Origin of the sequence: Companilactobacillus nodensis DSM 19682 = JCM 14932 = NBRC 107160 (genome assembly GCF_000615905.1) — a bacterium.
Classification (GTDB): Bacteria; Bacillota; Bacilli; order Lactobacillales; family Lactobacillaceae; genus Companilactobacillus; species Companilactobacillus nodensis.
In genome coordinates this window covers 15189-31289 of sequence record NZ_BAMN01000024.1, presented here as the reverse complement: position 1 = coordinate 31289, position 16101 = coordinate 15189, and the positions used below count along the sequence as shown (strand labels likewise).

20 protein-coding genes and 1 other annotated feature are annotated in these 16101 nt (G+C 38.2%); of the genes, 5 read left to right on the top strand and 15 right to left on the bottom strand.

Annotation, left to right across the window (positions count from 1 at the left end; genetic code table 11):
• Positions 1-112: 112 nt before the first annotated feature.
• A complete protein-coding gene (locus tag JCM14932_RS12130; protein ID WP_025025089.1) occupies positions 113-634 on the bottom strand; it encodes an HdeD family acid-resistance protein in 522 nt (173 codons plus the stop codon).
• Between the two features lie 128 nt (positions 635-762).
• Between JCM14932_RS12130 and JCM14932_RS12125 the strand changes: the two genes are divergently transcribed.
• Positions 763-1413 carry a metal-dependent transcriptional regulator gene (locus JCM14932_RS12125; RefSeq protein WP_025025088.1) on the top strand — a complete coding sequence of 217 codons (651 nt, stop codon included), beginning with the start codon at positions 763-765 and terminating at the stop codon, positions 1411-1413.
• A 27-nt stretch (positions 1414-1440) separates the two neighbouring features.
• Here the strand turns inward: JCM14932_RS12125 and JCM14932_RS17290 are convergent, their stop codons facing one another.
• The 13 genes from JCM14932_RS17290 to JCM14932_RS12070 all read right to left on the bottom strand — a co-directional run bounded on the left by JCM14932_RS17290 (position 1441) and on the right by JCM14932_RS12070 (position 10939).
• Positions 1441-1602 (bottom strand): hypothetical protein, encoded by a 162-nt coding sequence (locus tag JCM14932_RS17290; protein WP_235700602.1) that lies wholly within the window; start codon positions 1600-1602, stop codon positions 1441-1443.
• Between the two features lie 6 nt (positions 1603-1608).
• Positions 1609-2067 carry an alpha/beta hydrolase gene (locus tag JCM14932_RS17285; protein WP_235700603.1) on the bottom strand — a complete coding sequence of 153 codons (459 nt, stop codon included), beginning with the start codon at positions 2065-2067 and terminating at the stop codon, positions 1609-1611.
• The gene (locus tag JCM14932_RS17280) at positions 2034-2324 is read right to left on the bottom strand and encodes a carboxylesterase family protein (RefSeq protein ID WP_051528133.1); all 291 of its coding nucleotides are present in this window, start codon (positions 2322-2324) and stop codon (positions 2034-2036) included. The genes JCM14932_RS17285 and JCM14932_RS17280 overlap by 34 nt, the downstream gene beginning before the upstream one ends.
• Entirely contained in the window at positions 2324-2683 is a 360-nt protein-coding gene (locus JCM14932_RS12115) for a carboxymuconolactone decarboxylase family protein (protein WP_025025087.1), read from the bottom strand. The genes JCM14932_RS17280 and JCM14932_RS12115 overlap by 1 nt, the downstream gene beginning before the upstream one ends.
• 91 nt (positions 2684-2774) lie before the next feature.
• Positions 2775-4373 (bottom strand): TIGR03766 family XrtG-associated glycosyltransferase, encoded by a 1599-nt coding sequence (locus JCM14932_RS12110; protein WP_025025086.1) that lies wholly within the window; start codon positions 4371-4373, stop codon positions 2775-2777.
• Positions 4366-4794: a 6-carboxytetrahydropterin synthase gene (locus JCM14932_RS12105; protein ID WP_025025085.1), complete on the bottom strand. Its 429-nt coding sequence runs from the start codon at positions 4792-4794 to the stop codon at positions 4366-4368. Before JCM14932_RS12105 ends, JCM14932_RS12110 begins: the two co-directional genes overlap by 8 nt.
• Positions 4795-4797: 3 nt before the next feature.
• Complete coding sequence (locus tag JCM14932_RS12100) at positions 4798-6153, bottom strand: TIGR03111 family XrtG-associated glycosyltransferase (RefSeq protein WP_081776171.1); 1356 nt, start codon at positions 6151-6153, stop codon at positions 4798-4800.
• Entirely contained in the window at positions 6153-6752 is a 600-nt protein-coding gene (gene xrtG / locus JCM14932_RS12095) for an exosortase family protein XrtG (protein ID WP_025025083.1), read from the bottom strand. Before xrtG ends, JCM14932_RS12100 begins: the two co-directional genes overlap by 1 nt.
• A 32-nt stretch (positions 6753-6784) precedes the next feature.
• Positions 6785-7978, bottom strand: coding sequence for a Firmicu-CTERM sorting domain-containing protein (locus tag JCM14932_RS12090; protein WP_034543384.1), 1194 nt, complete (start codon positions 7976-7978; stop codon positions 6785-6787).
• Between the two features lie 211 nt (positions 7979-8189).
• Positions 8190-8996: a DUF975 family protein gene (locus tag JCM14932_RS12085; RefSeq protein WP_025025081.1), complete on the bottom strand. Its 807-nt coding sequence runs from the start codon at positions 8994-8996 to the stop codon at positions 8190-8192.
• A gap of 48 nt (positions 8997-9044) precedes the next feature.
• Positions 9045-9881, bottom strand: a complete 837-nt coding sequence (locus tag JCM14932_RS12080; protein ID WP_025025080.1) for a DUF4097 family beta strand repeat-containing protein — start codon at positions 9879-9881, stop codon at positions 9045-9047.
• A gap of 94 nt (positions 9882-9975) precedes the next feature.
• Positions 9976-10632, bottom strand: coding sequence for a DUF1700 domain-containing protein (locus JCM14932_RS12075; protein WP_025025079.1), 657 nt, complete (start codon positions 10630-10632; stop codon positions 9976-9978).
• Positions 10622-10939, bottom strand: coding sequence for a PadR family transcriptional regulator (locus tag JCM14932_RS12070; protein WP_025025078.1), 318 nt, complete (start codon positions 10937-10939; stop codon positions 10622-10624). The genes JCM14932_RS12075 and JCM14932_RS12070 overlap by 11 nt, the downstream gene beginning before the upstream one ends.
• A 170-nt stretch (positions 10940-11109) precedes the next feature.
• Positions 11110-11334: a binding site (T-box leader), on the top strand.
• A 167-nt stretch (positions 11335-11501) separates the two neighbouring features.
• On the opposite strand from JCM14932_RS12070, the gene JCM14932_RS12065 reads away from it, so the two are divergent.
• From JCM14932_RS12065 to JCM14932_RS12055, 3 genes are all read left to right on the top strand, one after another.
• Positions 11502-12155, top strand: coding sequence for an amino acid ABC transporter permease (locus tag JCM14932_RS12065; protein ID WP_025025077.1), 654 nt, complete (start codon positions 11502-11504; stop codon positions 12153-12155).
• 92 nt (positions 12156-12247) lie between these two features.
• The gene (locus JCM14932_RS12060) at positions 12248-12889 is read left to right on the top strand and encodes an amino acid ABC transporter ATP-binding protein (RefSeq protein WP_025025076.1); all 642 of its coding nucleotides are present in this window, start codon (positions 12248-12250) and stop codon (positions 12887-12889) included.
• 19 nt (positions 12890-12908) lie between these two features.
• Positions 12909-13766, top strand: a complete 858-nt coding sequence (locus JCM14932_RS12055) for an amino acid ABC transporter substrate-binding protein (protein ID WP_025025075.1) — start codon at positions 12909-12911, stop codon at positions 13764-13766.
• 450 nt (positions 13767-14216) lie between these two features.
• On the opposite strand, the gene JCM14932_RS12050 is transcribed toward JCM14932_RS12055, so the two are convergent.
• Positions 14217-15101, bottom strand: a complete 885-nt coding sequence (locus tag JCM14932_RS12050; RefSeq protein WP_025025074.1) for a LysR family transcriptional regulator — start codon at positions 15099-15101, stop codon at positions 14217-14219.
• Between the two features lie 114 nt (positions 15102-15215).
• Between JCM14932_RS12050 and JCM14932_RS12045 the strand changes: the two genes are divergently transcribed.
• Positions 15216-16082: an aldo/keto reductase gene (locus JCM14932_RS12045; protein ID WP_025025073.1), complete on the top strand. Its 867-nt coding sequence runs from the start codon at positions 15216-15218 to the stop codon at positions 16080-16082.
• Positions 16083-16101 lie beyond the last annotated feature (19 nt).

Below are 16101 nucleotides of genomic sequence, written 5' to 3'. Positions count from 1 at the left end.
ATTTGAACCGACGACCCCCACCTTACCATGGTGATGCTCTACCTATCTGAGCTAAGACGGCAATTTCATCTATTATTTTACCAAAGGTACAATATAGATGAAATATCTAAAACTAAAATGCTTCGATTATTTCGGCAACGCCTGTGGCAAAGAAGAAAAATGATAGTAGAAAAACAATAATTCCTCCGGCGAGTACCGGGTTAAACAACAATACGATGGCAAATACCAAATTAATGATCGCCAGAATAACGATCAATAGATAATACTTCTTACCAAAGAAGTGATAGAATCTTGATGTTATCAATTGGAAAACTGCATCAACGAAGAACCAGATGGCAAACATATAAATAATCGTCATTACACCAACATGTAAATTAGCGATAAAAATAATACCAATAATAATATCTAAAATAGACGCAAAAATGGTCCATCCACTACGTACCCCCAAGAACTTAGTCATTTGTGAACCAAACCATAATTGATAAATTCCACGCAGAATAACGTAGAGTCCAAAGATTGTTGCGACGGTCGATAAACTATTCAATGGATACCAGATAACCAAGTATCCTGCGTACAGTGAAACCAACCCAATAATAAAACCAAACCAATCAAAACGTCGTTTGGAATAATTCATATGCATACTCCCTCTCACACTTATATATACTGTTTATTTTAACATTATCGGTCCTCAAGTTTTAATTAAATGCGTTATAATGTTAATATAACTAATAATTTTTTTAGTCTAAACGAAAGGTCAAAAAATTGTCTCCTAACAAAGAAAATTATCTCAAGACTATCTATGAATTGAATTATGACTTCACAAAAGTCACTAACAAGCGAATTGCGGAAATAATGGATGTCAGTGCTCCATCCGTAACTGAAATGCTCAACTCCCTAGCAGCTGACGGCTACTTAACACACTCGCCTTATAACAAAATCACCCTTACACCAAAGGGCAATCATATTTCAGAGAAATTGGTCAAAACTCACCGTCTCTGGGAAGTATTCTTGAATCAATGTCTCAACTATCCGGTCGACAATGTCCACAATCATGCCGACGCTCTTGAACATTCATCAGATAAGGATCTGATGGACCACCTAAACGACTTCTTAGGTCATCCCCAACGTTGTCCACATGGTGGTATCATCCCTGGCAATGGTCAAGGTGAAACTGACGCTGACGACAAGTTATTAAGTATGATTCCTGATGGGGACAAAGTTCAAATCGTCCGTATCTCAGACAACTACGATTTCCTACAGTATTTCAGTAGTTTGAGCGTCAATATCGACGATATCATTACTATTATCAAACACGAAAAATTCGACAACTCACTCGTTGTGGAAAAAGAAGATGGAACGAAACTCACCATTGGCGCAAAAGCCATTGATTATATTTTCGTTGAAGAACGCTAAAAAGGCAGCCTAACGGCTACCTTTTTTTTATTTTATAACTCTTTCAAAGAATGCTTTCTCGTCCGCATTACATTCCATTGCGACTTGATCACGGACATTCAATTCAAAATTATGTGTCCGTATATTTTCATCATCACCATAAATATGAAATTCATGAGCAATATCGTGATCAATTAAGAACTGATCCATTCTAACTCATTGATCATGTGCAAAATCACGATTTGCCGTCACGATGGCTAATGGTGGCACAGTTTTATCCACATAGTTTTCCGGAGATAACTCAGCCTGCATATCACGCTGAACTTCTTTGGTGAAGTATGCCGTCATACCGCCGCTCATATTGCCGCTGTGATCTAATAAATAGACCCCACAGTTCATCAGTACACCAACAATATTGAGATTAGGTTTCTTGAAGCCAAATAAATTGCGATATTCAGACTGTGTATAAGCTGTGATATATTGAAATGCCAAGGTTCCTCCGGCACTGTCACCAATCAATATGACTTTGTCCAAGTCTAAATTATAGTCAGCACCGTGTGCTGCAACCCATTGAATTACAGTATCTGTATCCACTAAGGCTCCTGGGAAAGCTGTCTTAGGAGCTAAACGATAATTGAAATTTACAAAGGCAAATCCTTGTTGTGCCCAATAAATACCGTAGCTTGGTAGGTTTCTTTAGTTCCATAGAAGAAACCACCGCCGTGGCAACTGATTATCACTGGAATCTTTCCCTGAACATTCTTGGGAACATATATATCTAGTAGATTCTCATCGCCATAAGGTCCATAAGTTAAATTATCATAACGCTTCACATCTTCTGGATCCGTTGGTAAACCTGCATCCCTGATGTCATCGTTATGCTTCCATTCGGCACTGATCTTACTGATTTCAGTTACAACATCATCAGACATTACTTGTCATCTGCCTTTTTCTTATCAAACAATTCCTCCATGGCTTCCAGAGCTGTTCCACCATAAACATAGGCGGGACCGCCGCTCATAACTAAGGATGTATTAACTGTCTCAGTGATTTCATCCTTAGTTGCCCCAGCATCGATGGCATTGCTCAAGTGATCTAAAATACATCCCTCACAACGAATCGAAATGGCAACACAGAGGCACATTAATTCTTTCTCTTTGTGTGACAAAGCTCCGTCCTTTAGAGCAGAAACATGCATGCTCAAAAAGTCCTTACCCGGTTCGCCTGACTTCTCTGTAAGCAATCCGTAGTTCTTGTGAATATGATCTAGCTTCTCACTATATACTGACATCTCTCTACCTCCAGTTTTTTGTACGAATTTATGATAACGCTTACCAAAAAAAGTATCCAGTTTTCACAATCACTGGATACTTTTTTATTTTCTAAACTTTTTCATCTGCGGCTTCTGCTTCATCAACTTTGACCTCATACCAACCGAATAAATGTTTGATATTGGCGACTGCGCGTTCAAATGATATTGTTGCAAGTAGCAAGATACAAGGTAAATATTGAATCAAATAACGACTACGGCCACCTTCAAATAGTAATAGGAACATGAATCCACCGACTAATGATAGTCTGAGGATTTGGATCAAATCACTACGAGGACCAAATCCTAAAGCAATAATTACTAACAACGTTATCCACCATAATTGAGCTGCAAATCGAAAGTCTGCGATGTGACGTCCGTATAGAAAAACGTAGTTCTTTATTTTATTACTGATACCTTTATTATTTGGCTTTTGGTTTTCTCGGAAAAAGTGTCCTTCCTTCAACCAAGCAAAAGTTCCATCCGCAGTGTTATTACGCTGTTTCATTACCAAGAACTTCAAATAACCTAAAGCACCCAATTTTTTCAATCGTTTAGTTAACATCTTAACTGAATAATCGGTTTTTTCTTTTTTAGTTTGTAGAACAGACATTTCAACTGCTTGTTCAGTGTCATATCCACCTTCACCATATACACCCATTGCCATGAAATGAATTGGTGGAATTGCACGCGACCTATCAATTTTAAGATATGTTTGATTGCGACTTTTTTCATTTGCAAGCATATATGTCATACCTGCACTGCCTCCAACCATGATCAACATTGTCAAAGTTAAAATAACTTGCCGCATAGTAAAATGCTTCTTTCTAATTAACCACGATAGTAATTCAACAATAACAATTGCAATGACCGGTACAATAGCCGACGGTTTGACAAAGTATGTCAATACAACGCTAATACCGAATCCAAGTGATGATAAAATCAGCGCTACTTGAGACATAATCGTGCTGGAGGTAACTGCCTTACGCATGATGAAATAAAATAGTAAAAACAGTGAGACAAATGGAAGTACCCATGCATCCGTGTAAGGCATGATAATACTTGGGAAAACTGCCAACCAAGCACAATGAATATAAATTGCAACTCCTAAAGAGCGTCTCTGAACCACATACACACTGAGTAAGTTAAATGACGCTGACAAATCAACCAAGAACAAAGTTACGTAATCAAAAAACTGCCAAGATGTTTGCCCACTGATTTCAGTTAGCCAATGCATGAATAACGTTGTCAGTAAGTTATTAGGGTACAAGCTATAGTAAGCCGTCATATTAGGTTCCTTGGCATTCTCTGCACTTATGGCTGCATAATGCAAAGCTCCGGCATCGAAACCAGCGACCGGATGAACATATGTTACAAAGAAAATTTGACCCACCAAAATCACTAGTAACATCAAACTACCAGTCAATATTCGATGAGTGATAAAAACATCATACAAAAACTTATGTGCCCATGGATAAGCATAGTTCATAACGAATATCACGATAATAGCAATCACTAAACCAGTCGTCACCATCGTGGTACTGGTACCAAAAGTATCGTTATCCCCAATAATAATATTGGGCGATATCAATGCAAAAAAGAGGGTCAAAAAGAATAAGACCCTCCAAAAAATATTTATTACTGTATGACTAAAGTTATAAAATTTATGCATCTGATTCATCCTGTTTATTTTGTTCTGATTTAATCTCTGCCTCAGTAGGCAATTGACGTTCTGTGACATCAATACAATAAGCACGTGTTGGAGAATCACTTACCTCTATTCTCATCAACATCGCACCATTAGCACGTAAAATAGAATCAATCTCATCGAAGAGATACTCAGTGACATTTTCAACCGTGGGATTGACTGTCTTAAATTCTGGCAAGTCATTCAAGTATTTACCAGATAAAGCATCAATTGCTCTATGCAAAGATTTTTCGATATCAAAGAAAGAAACCATACCCTCAAAGGCGTGCAATTCACAAGTTATTTCCCAAGTATGATTATGTTTCTTACCAGTACCTGACTTCCAACGAACTGCATGACTAGCATTAACGTACGACTTAATTTTGTATGATCGTTGTTTCTCCATGAATTATTTTCCTTCCTTATCCTTACGACGCTGTTCGCGAACCGTTTTCACGTCGTCTTTGACAACATTCTTCAATTGATTCATTTCTGTATTTATTCCGCGTAACTTCCATGAGGCTTTGGTCGTCATCCCATTAACAATACCAATCAAGCGTATCCATGAACACACAAACATGTATATCGGCAACGTTAATGTCACCCACCAAAGATGTAAATAATACTTACGTTCTTCCGGATACTTCCGCAGTAAAGCTCCCACGCTAAGATAATTGATAATCCCAACAAACACGTATAGAGCATATATCAATAAATAAGATAACAACATGATTGTGGCTGAATAACCAAATGCTATTAGCACAAAACTGGCAAAGAACCAAATCATTCTCGGAAAACTAAAAGTATGATCGATTATCATTCTTCTAATTAAAAAGTTCTTAAAAAAACGATTTAATCCCGCTGTCTGTGACATGTAATTATGTGTAACTTCCATTTCACCACGCTGCCATCGTTGACGTTGTGTGTACAATTCTGAGAATCCTGATATTGGTTCAACATAAAAAATTGCATCGGCACAAATAACAACCTTTTTACCCAAACGAGTGCGAATCTGGAATGTCATATCGGTATCTTCACCAATCGTATCAATATCGTATAGAAATGTTTCCATTAATACCTCTCGCCTAAAAGCAGAGAAGGCACCTGACATTGTAAATAACTGATCACGAGATGACTCAATCGTACGCCCCGACAAAAAAGCTTGAGCATATTCATAATATTCATTCTTAGCCAACACACGATGCCAAAAACCTTTAACACCTTGAACCAATTCTTCCTTAGGTAAAATTGCCCCTGTCATAGCGGCAATACTTAAATCATTTTCGAATCTCAAAACCATGTTTTCAACAGCATGAGATTCCAATACACCGTCACTATCAATATTGATAATATAGGTTCCAATACTCTCATAAATCGCCGTATTCAAGGCTTTTGCTTTGCCATTATCTGTATTAACATAACGCAATATCAACTCTGGGAAAGTATTCTGTGCTTTGGCATATGCGCCAAAGCTGTCATCGGTACTTTGATTATTAGCCAAAATTATCTGCATCGAATCCTTAGGATAAGTTTGATCATTAATTGAACGAATACAATCAAATAACGTATCCTCAGAATTATAAACCGGAACAATTATCGAAACATAAGGCCATTTACCTGGTGGCGTTGGCTTTTTTTCTTTTGAGTGCATATACATCAACTTAGCCGTTGAAATAAGTGCCGGAATTATTTCAACAACGATTGGAATAAGTGCCCAAGTAATCCAGAATCCCATTCTGGTTAGCGCCAAATTAATCCAGTACATCAATCCTCATGCTCCCTCCAATCTATAAATTCTCGATAAATCCCACGTGCAAGCTGGGAATATGTGAAGACGTTGTAATATAGCGCGATTACTAATACGTAGAATACCAATCGTCCAATGACTGAGTGAGCCAAGAAGAATGCTTGTCCACCAGCAAAATGAACAATAGTAATAACGACAATTAGTCGCAAAACGTTACTCAAATAAATAAAGATCAATCCAAAGACAGCGTAAAACACTTTTTCTTTACGTTCATACATTGGAAAAAATACAACCAAAGAAACAAACGCACACGTTTCAATAATTCCTGAGCATTCATAATCAATTGACATAACGACAGGATTATTACCATTAGTTATGTACACTAATCCCGTTTTTAACATGACCGTACTCCAACTAGTTATGTGACTGAACAAGTCGACACCGTGAATTACAGCATGGGTAAAAAACCAGACCCAGTATGGCTGGCTGATTGCTGTGAGGATAAAGAAAAGTCCAGCACTGCCGACAATGAAAAAGAAAGCAGATAGCTGGGCTCGCTTTAGTACTGACAACATGTACAGCCACACTACAATTCCAAGTAGTATGTATACGTTCATTTAACATCAGTCCTATTATTTAATTTATTAAATTACTTACCTGAAATATCTGACTCTTTACGACTCAAATATCCAGCTTTTTTAAGCTTGATATAACCAAATCCGGCAATCAACACACCAACTCCAGAAATCAGAATTGGACCAGTTGATCCGCCAGCAGCAGTTACTTTACTGCCGTCGCCGATATTAGGATTATACATAGTGATAGTTTGACCAGCCATATTCGAAATCTTGAACTTAGTTAGATCAACTCTGAACTCACCAATATTATTTTTACCATCATTAGTAATATATCCATTACCAACCGTGCCATATTGATGACCTTCGTTATAATCGCCACCAGTGAATGAAATTGTCTTAGTTTGTCCTGAAGCTACATTAGTGTCCTCACTTGACCAAACATAAACTTTCTTTCCACCAATATCAAAGTTGTAATCACCATAACCTGGGAAGTTACCATACTTCATTTTGACATATACATAAACGTAATTGCCATCACTGACCATAGCTGTATAGCCGTTATAGCCTTCACTCAACTTCATATTCTTCCAGTCTTGATACTTACCATCAATATTGATATTCAAATTATCATTTGTGTTATCTGCATTTGCATCAGTAGGTGTGTCACCTTTAGAATTTGTATCACCTTTATCGGTAATAACTCCAGCATTAGAAGTATCACCATTAACAGCATCAACTGTTGTGCTGACAGAATCACCACCAACGTTTGGGTTAGACATTGAAACCTTTTGCCCTACTGCTGAATCAGGAAGGTTAAATTTACTTAGATCAACTCTGAATTCAGCTACATTACTACCGTCAACATTGGAAACATATCCAGTAGCGACTTGACCATATTGATCTCCCTCATTCCAATCGCCACCATTAAAAGTAACTTGCTTAGCGTCACCAGCATCGACATTACTAGGAATATTCTTCGATGAAACATAGTAAGTCTTATTATTAATAGTAAAGTTATAGTCACCATAGCCTGGCACTTGGCCGTTCTTCATTTTAACGTAGACATCAACATATTGACCATCACTCTTCATAGCCATAGAACCATTATTACCATCAGTTAGATCAACACCTTGCCAATCCGAGAAATCACCATCAATAGCGACATTAGAACTAGCATCAACATTCATTGCAGGTTCTATCAAAGCTGCCGAACCAGCCATCCCTAGTGCAACAGCACCAATCAGTAACATTTTACGCAATTTCATAATGTTATCCCCCCTTTAAACTTGTTAATTATCCTCAATTATTTACTTTATAAAAATACTTATACCTATTTTTATTTTAACTCAATTGAAAGCAGTGTTAAAGATACTTTAGTTAGTTATCATGACATAGTCAATACCTATTTAAAAAAATATTTTTAGACAAAAAAAATGCACATCTTTCGATGTACATTTCCATCAAAATCATTTTCTATTAAGCAGCTTTTTGATCACTCTCTGCCTTATCTAATTCTGAAATCTTAGTGTAGAATGCGGCCAAAGTTAATTGTTCATATGGATGCAACCAGATCGACAAAATTTCGTGCGTCATCAGGTTGATGATCTCCCATAAGAAGAACTCAATACAGATGAACAATAACGTTGTCTTGTGACCACGGATCACACGAGCACTTCGTCCAAAACTGGCAAATGCCATACGAAGTGACCACTTACCAGTCTTATCAACGTCGTCTTTGAGCACGTAAAAACTCTGACTGAACATTAGAAAGAACCAGATACCAGGAATCAGATAGAATGATAACCCGGCTTCAACGAATATCCCTAACAACACCGTGATGAACAGTGTTGGGAAGAAGTAGCGATTACCGAAGATCTGCAAGCTATCCTTGAATGCATTGATCTCATAGTCAGGATTGCGCATTTTATCAACCATTGCATAGCCGACACCAGCACAGACTAGTACGAAGAAGATCAAGAATGCATAAACCACCACATTACTACCAGGTGTCAAACTCAATGCGTACTTCGTAGCGGTACTAGGATCAGTTGCCATCTGTTGCGTAATTGCTGTCAACTTCTTGCTAGCTTCTTCAGGATTATTCATGCTGACACCAAGTTGTGCCAACCATGAATTATAGATTCGTGTCCCGAAGTACATTGCAATCAATCGCATCAAGATCGGAAAAATATTTAAGGCAATGTTACCTTTGATATCTTTGAAAAATGTTTTGTGTGCCATCCTCCTGATTTCTAAGGAAGTAACACGATTATTGTTATTCATTAAAATCCCTCACAGTACCGAATATTATAACATATCGTTACTGAGTTACTACTCGTTACCACCTACATGGATTGAACCATTAGTTGTCTGTACCTTCAGAAGATTCTCCGAATCAATATCATGCTGATAACTCTTACCTTGAGCATTACCATAATAGCTAATATTTCCATTAGCGGTCGATAAGTCCAAACCATCAACATTCGTTCCATTAGCTGAGAAACTACCACTTCTCATCTTAAAAAGATTTTTACCTTGAAGCGTCGATTGACTGATTCTAGTGCTTCCATTTCTCGATTCAACTGTTAAGTTATCCAGAATTCCTTTACTGATGCTCAAGTCCATATTGCGAGCTTTGAACTTGGAATTCTTGATATTAGATTCAATGAATTCTAGATTCGAATTATTCGATTCATTCAATTCAAAATTTTCAATATCAGTTTGTTGGAATTCTAAGTAACTGGAATCCAACTCAATATTCTTGGCATTTTTAATCTGCGATTCGATAAAATTCAAACTACCATTTGAACCGTTAGCAATTACTAAGTTATCGATCTTGGCACCATTAACATCCATGCCTAATTGATTCATATTGAGATTCAATTCTTTCAAAGTAACACTAGCCGGTACGGTGATCGTGATACTTGGGTTCTTATAGCCAGAAACAATGTCACTGTACTTGCCAGACTTATTACTTGTGATATGTAACGTTCCATCTGAGACATAGAATTCACTACTGCGAAGCAAATCACCAACAACATGGACCTTGTAGCTATCGCCAGTTTCAATATTGACAGAATGTGCATCATCATCCACTTTGATTTTATTAAACTTTGGAACCGTTTCGGTTTTGTCAATTTGTCTAGAAATCTTGAATCCATGATCCACAGCACTGTTTTCTCAGCACCCATCACTAGTCCACCACCTAAGAGAAGACCACCAATGATGATTAAATATAATCCTATCACAAAATATTTACGCATTATTTTTGTCCTCCCTTACTTGGTGTTTTTCTACCGTAGAGTAATTTCTTACCGACCCAACGGAAGAAGATAACTACGACCTGGAACGCCCACTTGAAGATGGCAATTATTATTGGAATCAAGAAGAAGTCGACACCGAGGATCAAGAATCCAGCACCAACATAGAATAGCGTTGTGGCAAGGGATTGCATCATGACCGACAGACCGACAAATATTGATCCAACTCCCAAGATCACTGACAATGCTACTAAGAAGACGAACAACAAGACTCCAAACACTGCCATACCAACGACTAACACCAACATTAGTATCAAAGCAATGGCAACCGGAATGGCAACTGGCGTTGCGAACAATCCCAAGATGATCAGCCAGATCATACGAACATTCTTCTTAGCCTTTTGTTCAGTCGGAACGTTACCATCGTTGACATTTTGATAATCTTCTTCTGACATCTTGATCGAATAATCAGTTAAGACTTTTCTGGCCAAATGCTTCGGTGTCCCCAATTCATTGATAATCTTATCCGAAGTATCCAAGTTAGCATCAATAATAAATTCTCGATAAAACTCTAAAACATCTTTACGTTCGTCTTCATCCAATTGACTTAGATAAACTTCGAACTCATTGATGTATGACTCAACAGCTTTAGTTTCCATCGTTTCCCTCCAAAATAGCATCCGTGGCTTCTTTTAATTCTTTCCAATTTTCACGGATCCTAGTTAATTCTCCCGTTCCTAATTCAGTGATTTTGTAGTAACGGCGATTGCGCCCCTCATAGGCTTGATCATATGTTTCCAACCAGCCTTCTTTTTTTAACCGCCTGAGAATTGGATACATGGTCGATTCTGAGATAGGAAATACCTTCTGTACTTCCCTAGTAATCGCATATCCGTAGTAATCCTCTCGAGTTAACAAGGACAGGACCGATCCTTCGAGAATCTCGGTTGACACTTGAATTGCCATATTATCTCCTCATTTCCTAATACTATACGAACTATCAATACTATACGACGTATAATATCATTGCACAAATAATATAGCGTACTCTATAACCCAAGTCAACTACATTTCACAAATTAATTCTTGACAATCAATAATTTTGGCTATATTATTGTTTCAACATTTAAACACGTACAAAAACGACGACAGAAGAGTAATTCGTTAAGTTGGTTCAGAGAGTTGACGGTGGTGCAAGTCAATCCACTTTGTGAATGAAACACATCTGTAAGTTGAATAACTGAAGTCATAGTAAGTTATTTCGGTAGTCCCGTTACCACTGAAGTTATGTAATAACTTGTTGAGTCTAATATCGTGAGGTATTAGAAATCAGAGGTGGTACCGCGAAATTCGCCCTCTTAGTCTTTTGGCTAAGAGGGCTTTTTTATATCACAATTACATAACTTCCTGAGGTTAGTATCGCAAGGTACTAACGAATCAGAGGTGGAACCACGACAAGTCGTCCTCTTAGCAATTTTTGCTAAGGGGATTTTTTTGTATCTCGTTTATATACTGGGGAGGAAATACTATGAATTATATTTTTGAAATCTTACCATCGCTCTTGAGCGGTACTGTTATGACATTGAAGATTTTCTTTTGGACTCTGATCTGTTCTCTTCCATTAGGAATCTTGGTTTCGTTAGGTAGAAACTCCAAGTTCAAACCATTGAGTTGGCTAATTTCATTTTATATCTGGGTCATGCGTGGAACTCCATTGCTACTGCAGTTGATATTCGTCTTCTATGGTTTGCCAAACATGCCATTTGCACATATCGTTTTTGAAAGATATGACGCAGCACTATTCGCCTTCATCTTGAACTACACAGCTTACTTCGCAGAAATCTTCCGTGGTGGCTTCGGTGCCATCAGTGATGGACAATTCGAAGGTGCCAAAGTATTAGGACTCAGTTATTTCCAAACAATTAGAAAAATCGTTGTACCACAAGTTGTCAAAATCGTCCTACCTTCAATCGGTAACGAAGTGATCAACTTGGTTAAGGATTCATCATTGGTATACGTAATCGGATTAGGCGACTTGCTTCGTGCCGGTAACATTGCCAGTTCACGTGATGTCACCCTTGTACCGCTTGTGTTAGTTGGTGTTATCTACTTACTACTCACATTGGTATGTACATGGGGACTACGCTTACTCGAAAAACGCTTTAGTTATTATAAAGATTAAATAGAGAGTGGAAGAAATCGACAAATGTTGAGCATATCCTAAATAGGCGGAGACATTTGATTTCTACAACTCGTTTCGGAGGAGAAAAACATATGCTTAAACTTAAAAATATTACTAAGAGTTTTGATGGAAAAACAATTTTGGATAATCTCAATCTCGAGGTTCAAGACAATTCAATCTTAAGTATCGTTGGACCTTCCGGTGCTGGTAAGACAACCCTACTACGTTGTATTGCTGGACTCGAAACAGTTGATTCAGGTTCTTTCCTATTAAATGACCAACCATTCGATCCTGCTGATGAATCAGCCAAGGAACGCGTCGTTGGCGTCGTCTTCCAAGACTTCAACCTCTTCCCCCACTTATCAGTTCTTGAAAACATCACACTTGCTCCCATGATGGTTTTAAAACAAGACAAACAAGCAGCTAAACAAAATGCTGAAAAGATTCTTGCACAACTAGAGTTAACTGATCTAGCTAAACAATATCCATTCGAATTATCTGGTGGTCAAAAGCAACGTGTTGCTATTGCCCGTGCTTTGGCAATGCAGCCTAAGATTCTTTGTTACGACGAGCCAACCTCAGCTCTTGATCCAAGTCTTCGTGACGCCGTTGCTGAAGTTATCCTCAACTTGAAGAAGACCGGCATCACCCAAATCGTCATTACCCATGATCCTGAATTTGCCAAGAAAATTGCTGACCAATTGCTCGAAGTTAAACCAATCGCTAATAAATAATCAAAGGGGGATCAATATTATGAAGCAAAAAATCATTAAACTAGTTACCCTCTTGGCTGTTGCAGTCATGGCGCTTAGCTTGAGTAGTTGCGGGGATAAAAAGTCAGTTGCTCAAGAAGCTAACACCGCTGATACTTGGGCAGCCATCAAAAAACGTAAACGTGTCATTATCGGACTCGACGATACTTTCGTGCCCATGGGATTTCGTGAGAAAAATGGTAAGTTAGTCGGTTACGATATCGACTTAGCCAAGGCCGTCTTCAAACAATATGGTATCAAGGCCGACTTCCAACCTATCGACTGGAATATGAAAGAAACCGAATTGCGTAATCGTACGATCGATCTAATCTGGAATGGTTATACAATTACACCTGAACGTCTCAAACAAATTGCCTTCTCACGTCCCTACATGGCTAACAGACAAGTGTTGGTAACTAAGAAAAGTGAAGGTATCAATAGCTTTGCTGGTATGAAGAATAAGACACTCGGTGTTCAAACCAGTTCTTCTGGTGCCAGTTTGTTGGACGAAAAACCTGCTATGTTGAAGAATTACATCAAGGATAAGACACCGGTTATGTATGATTCCTTCAACAATGCCTTCATGGATCTTGACGCTGGTCGTATTCAAGGAATGCTGATCGATAGTGTTTATTCCGGATACTACATTCAACACGAAAAAGATCCTGCTTCTTATCAAACTACCGTGGGTGGTTTTGACGGTGAAGATTTCGCCGTTGGTATGCGTAAGGGTGACAAGACTTTGAAACGCAAGATTGATTCTGCTTTGCAACAACTTGCTAATGATGGCGAGCTACAAAAAATCAATCAGAAGTGGTTTGGAACTAACGACAATTCTTTGATTGATCCTGAGAAGTAGCGTTTCTATTGCCGCTTCCGGTTTCGAGATGCTTTACCTGCCGTGGGGACCGGTTCGAGCCACGGTCTCGAACCTCGACTTTGAACTTTGCATAGTTCGCAAATTTCAAAGCTCGTCCTGTGGCGTTCCGCCACACTCACGGCTGGTAAAACATCTCTCCACCTCCAGCTAACATAATTCTTGATCAAAAATTTATAATTACTAAATACAGATTAGACGCAGGGCGAAAGTGATGAACCAGCAGTGATAGTTTTATAGGAATGGTGGTCTACCGTTCTTATAAAACTGGACGTCTTTTGAAATCTGCGGTTTATGCAGAGTTCAAAAGCGAGACTTCAGACCGCCCTTAGGCTGAAGTCGGTCCCACAGCAGGCTCATCACTTTCAACTGAAGTCGGAAATACAAATGCAAAACACCCCAAGACAAATTGTCCTGGGGTATTTATTTGCATTAATGACTAAAATCATCAGGCCAAACTGACAGCAACTGATCAATGATATTTTTCACTCGATTTTTTTCAACACTTAGATAATTAACATAAATATTCATTTTGGCATTGCCATCAATAATTGGAATCTGACTGATACTGCCATTTCTAACCGGTGCATCACCCACTGTATCTAGCGGCGATACATTCGTAGTGAAATACGGAAAGTCTGCATACTTGATAATCTCCGATAGAGCGCTGTGTTGTTCTTGATAGAAAAACTTCGCATTGGGGATCGACTGCTGAATTATATTTCTCCACAAACCAACATTGGCAGGAACTAAGAAACTCAAGTCTTTAAGATTCGCAAACTTAGTTGTCGGCTGATTTGCTTGCTCCATAGATTTATTTAGGTTAATGGCTAACTGTTCTATACCTATATACTGCGACTCAATGGTTGTGCTGGACAAATTTTGATTGGACAGAATCAATGTGTACTCACCCCTATTCAATCTGGTTGTGATTGAATCAGGCTTCAGCTGATTCTCCTTAATTTTAATATTACCTGGTAAATCTTTTTTTAAGTAATTCAATACAATAATTGGTCCTGGCAAGGTTGAACCAAATCGCATCACCCGCTGGCTACGATCAAAGTTTTGAATTCTTTCAATAGCTTCTTTATTAGCACTAATTAATTTTTCGGCTTCTTTCACTGCCAACTTACCAGTTTCTGTCAAAGTAATTCGATTCGGTTGGCGGTCAAATAAATGAGTTCCCAATTCGGACTCTAATTTTTTCATTCCTCTAGTAACAGTTGGTTGAGTTACATGAAGTTGTTCCGCAGCTAAAGCCAGAGTTCCAGTTTTGGAGAATACAACTAACTCTTCCAGCAAATAATTATCTAACATTCTTGCGCCTCCAGTATACATCAATCGTATACTAGCATAATTATTTGGTAATTTTCAAACTTTAACTTTGGACTTATAGTAGATTCATCAAGAAAAGAGCAGGTGTGAACAAATATGACAACTATTCCTACAATTAAATTAAATGATGGAAATGAAATTCCAGCAATTGGATTCGGAACTTACCAAATTCCTAATGACGGTTCTACATACAAGGCAGTTAAAGAAGCCCTAGAGTTTGGCTATCGTCACATCGATACAGCCGTGGCTTACTTCAACGAAGGCGAAGTTGGTAACGCCATTAATGATAGTGACATCCCTCGCGACCAGATTTGGGTCACAAGTAAACTCTGGTTACAAGACTTCGGCTACGAAGCTGCCAAGAAGGCTATTGATGTATCACTCCAAAAATTGGGACTAGATTACATCGACTTATACTTGATTCACCAACCATATGGTGATGTTCCTGGTGCTTGGCGTGCTATGGAAGAAGCTAAGAAAGATGGTAAAATCAAATCTATTGGTGTTTCAAATATGACTCCTAAGATTTGGAACAACTTTGTACCACAATTCTCAATTATGCCATCAGTTAATCAAGTTGAATTCAATCCTTACTTCCAACAAAAAGAATTACGAAAAATATTAGATAATAATAACGTTAAATTGGAAGCTTGGGCATCACTAGGTCAAGGTAATCAAGAATTAATGCATGACCCAGTGCTCGCCAAATTGGCTGAGAAGTACAACAAAGATATTGGACAAATCATCCTACGTTTCGAAAATCAAGATGATGCAGTTGTCTTCCCTAAGTCAGTCCACGCTAGTCGTATCAAGAGTAACTTGGATATCTTCAACTTCGAACTAACTAATGACGAGATGGAACAAATCAAGGCACTTGATAAGAACAAAGGTCAACATGATCCAGATGCTCCCGGCGTTCAAGATATGTTGTTATCTGCATATGATGTTCACGCTGAAAATTAAAGAATACAAGTTTTAAGAG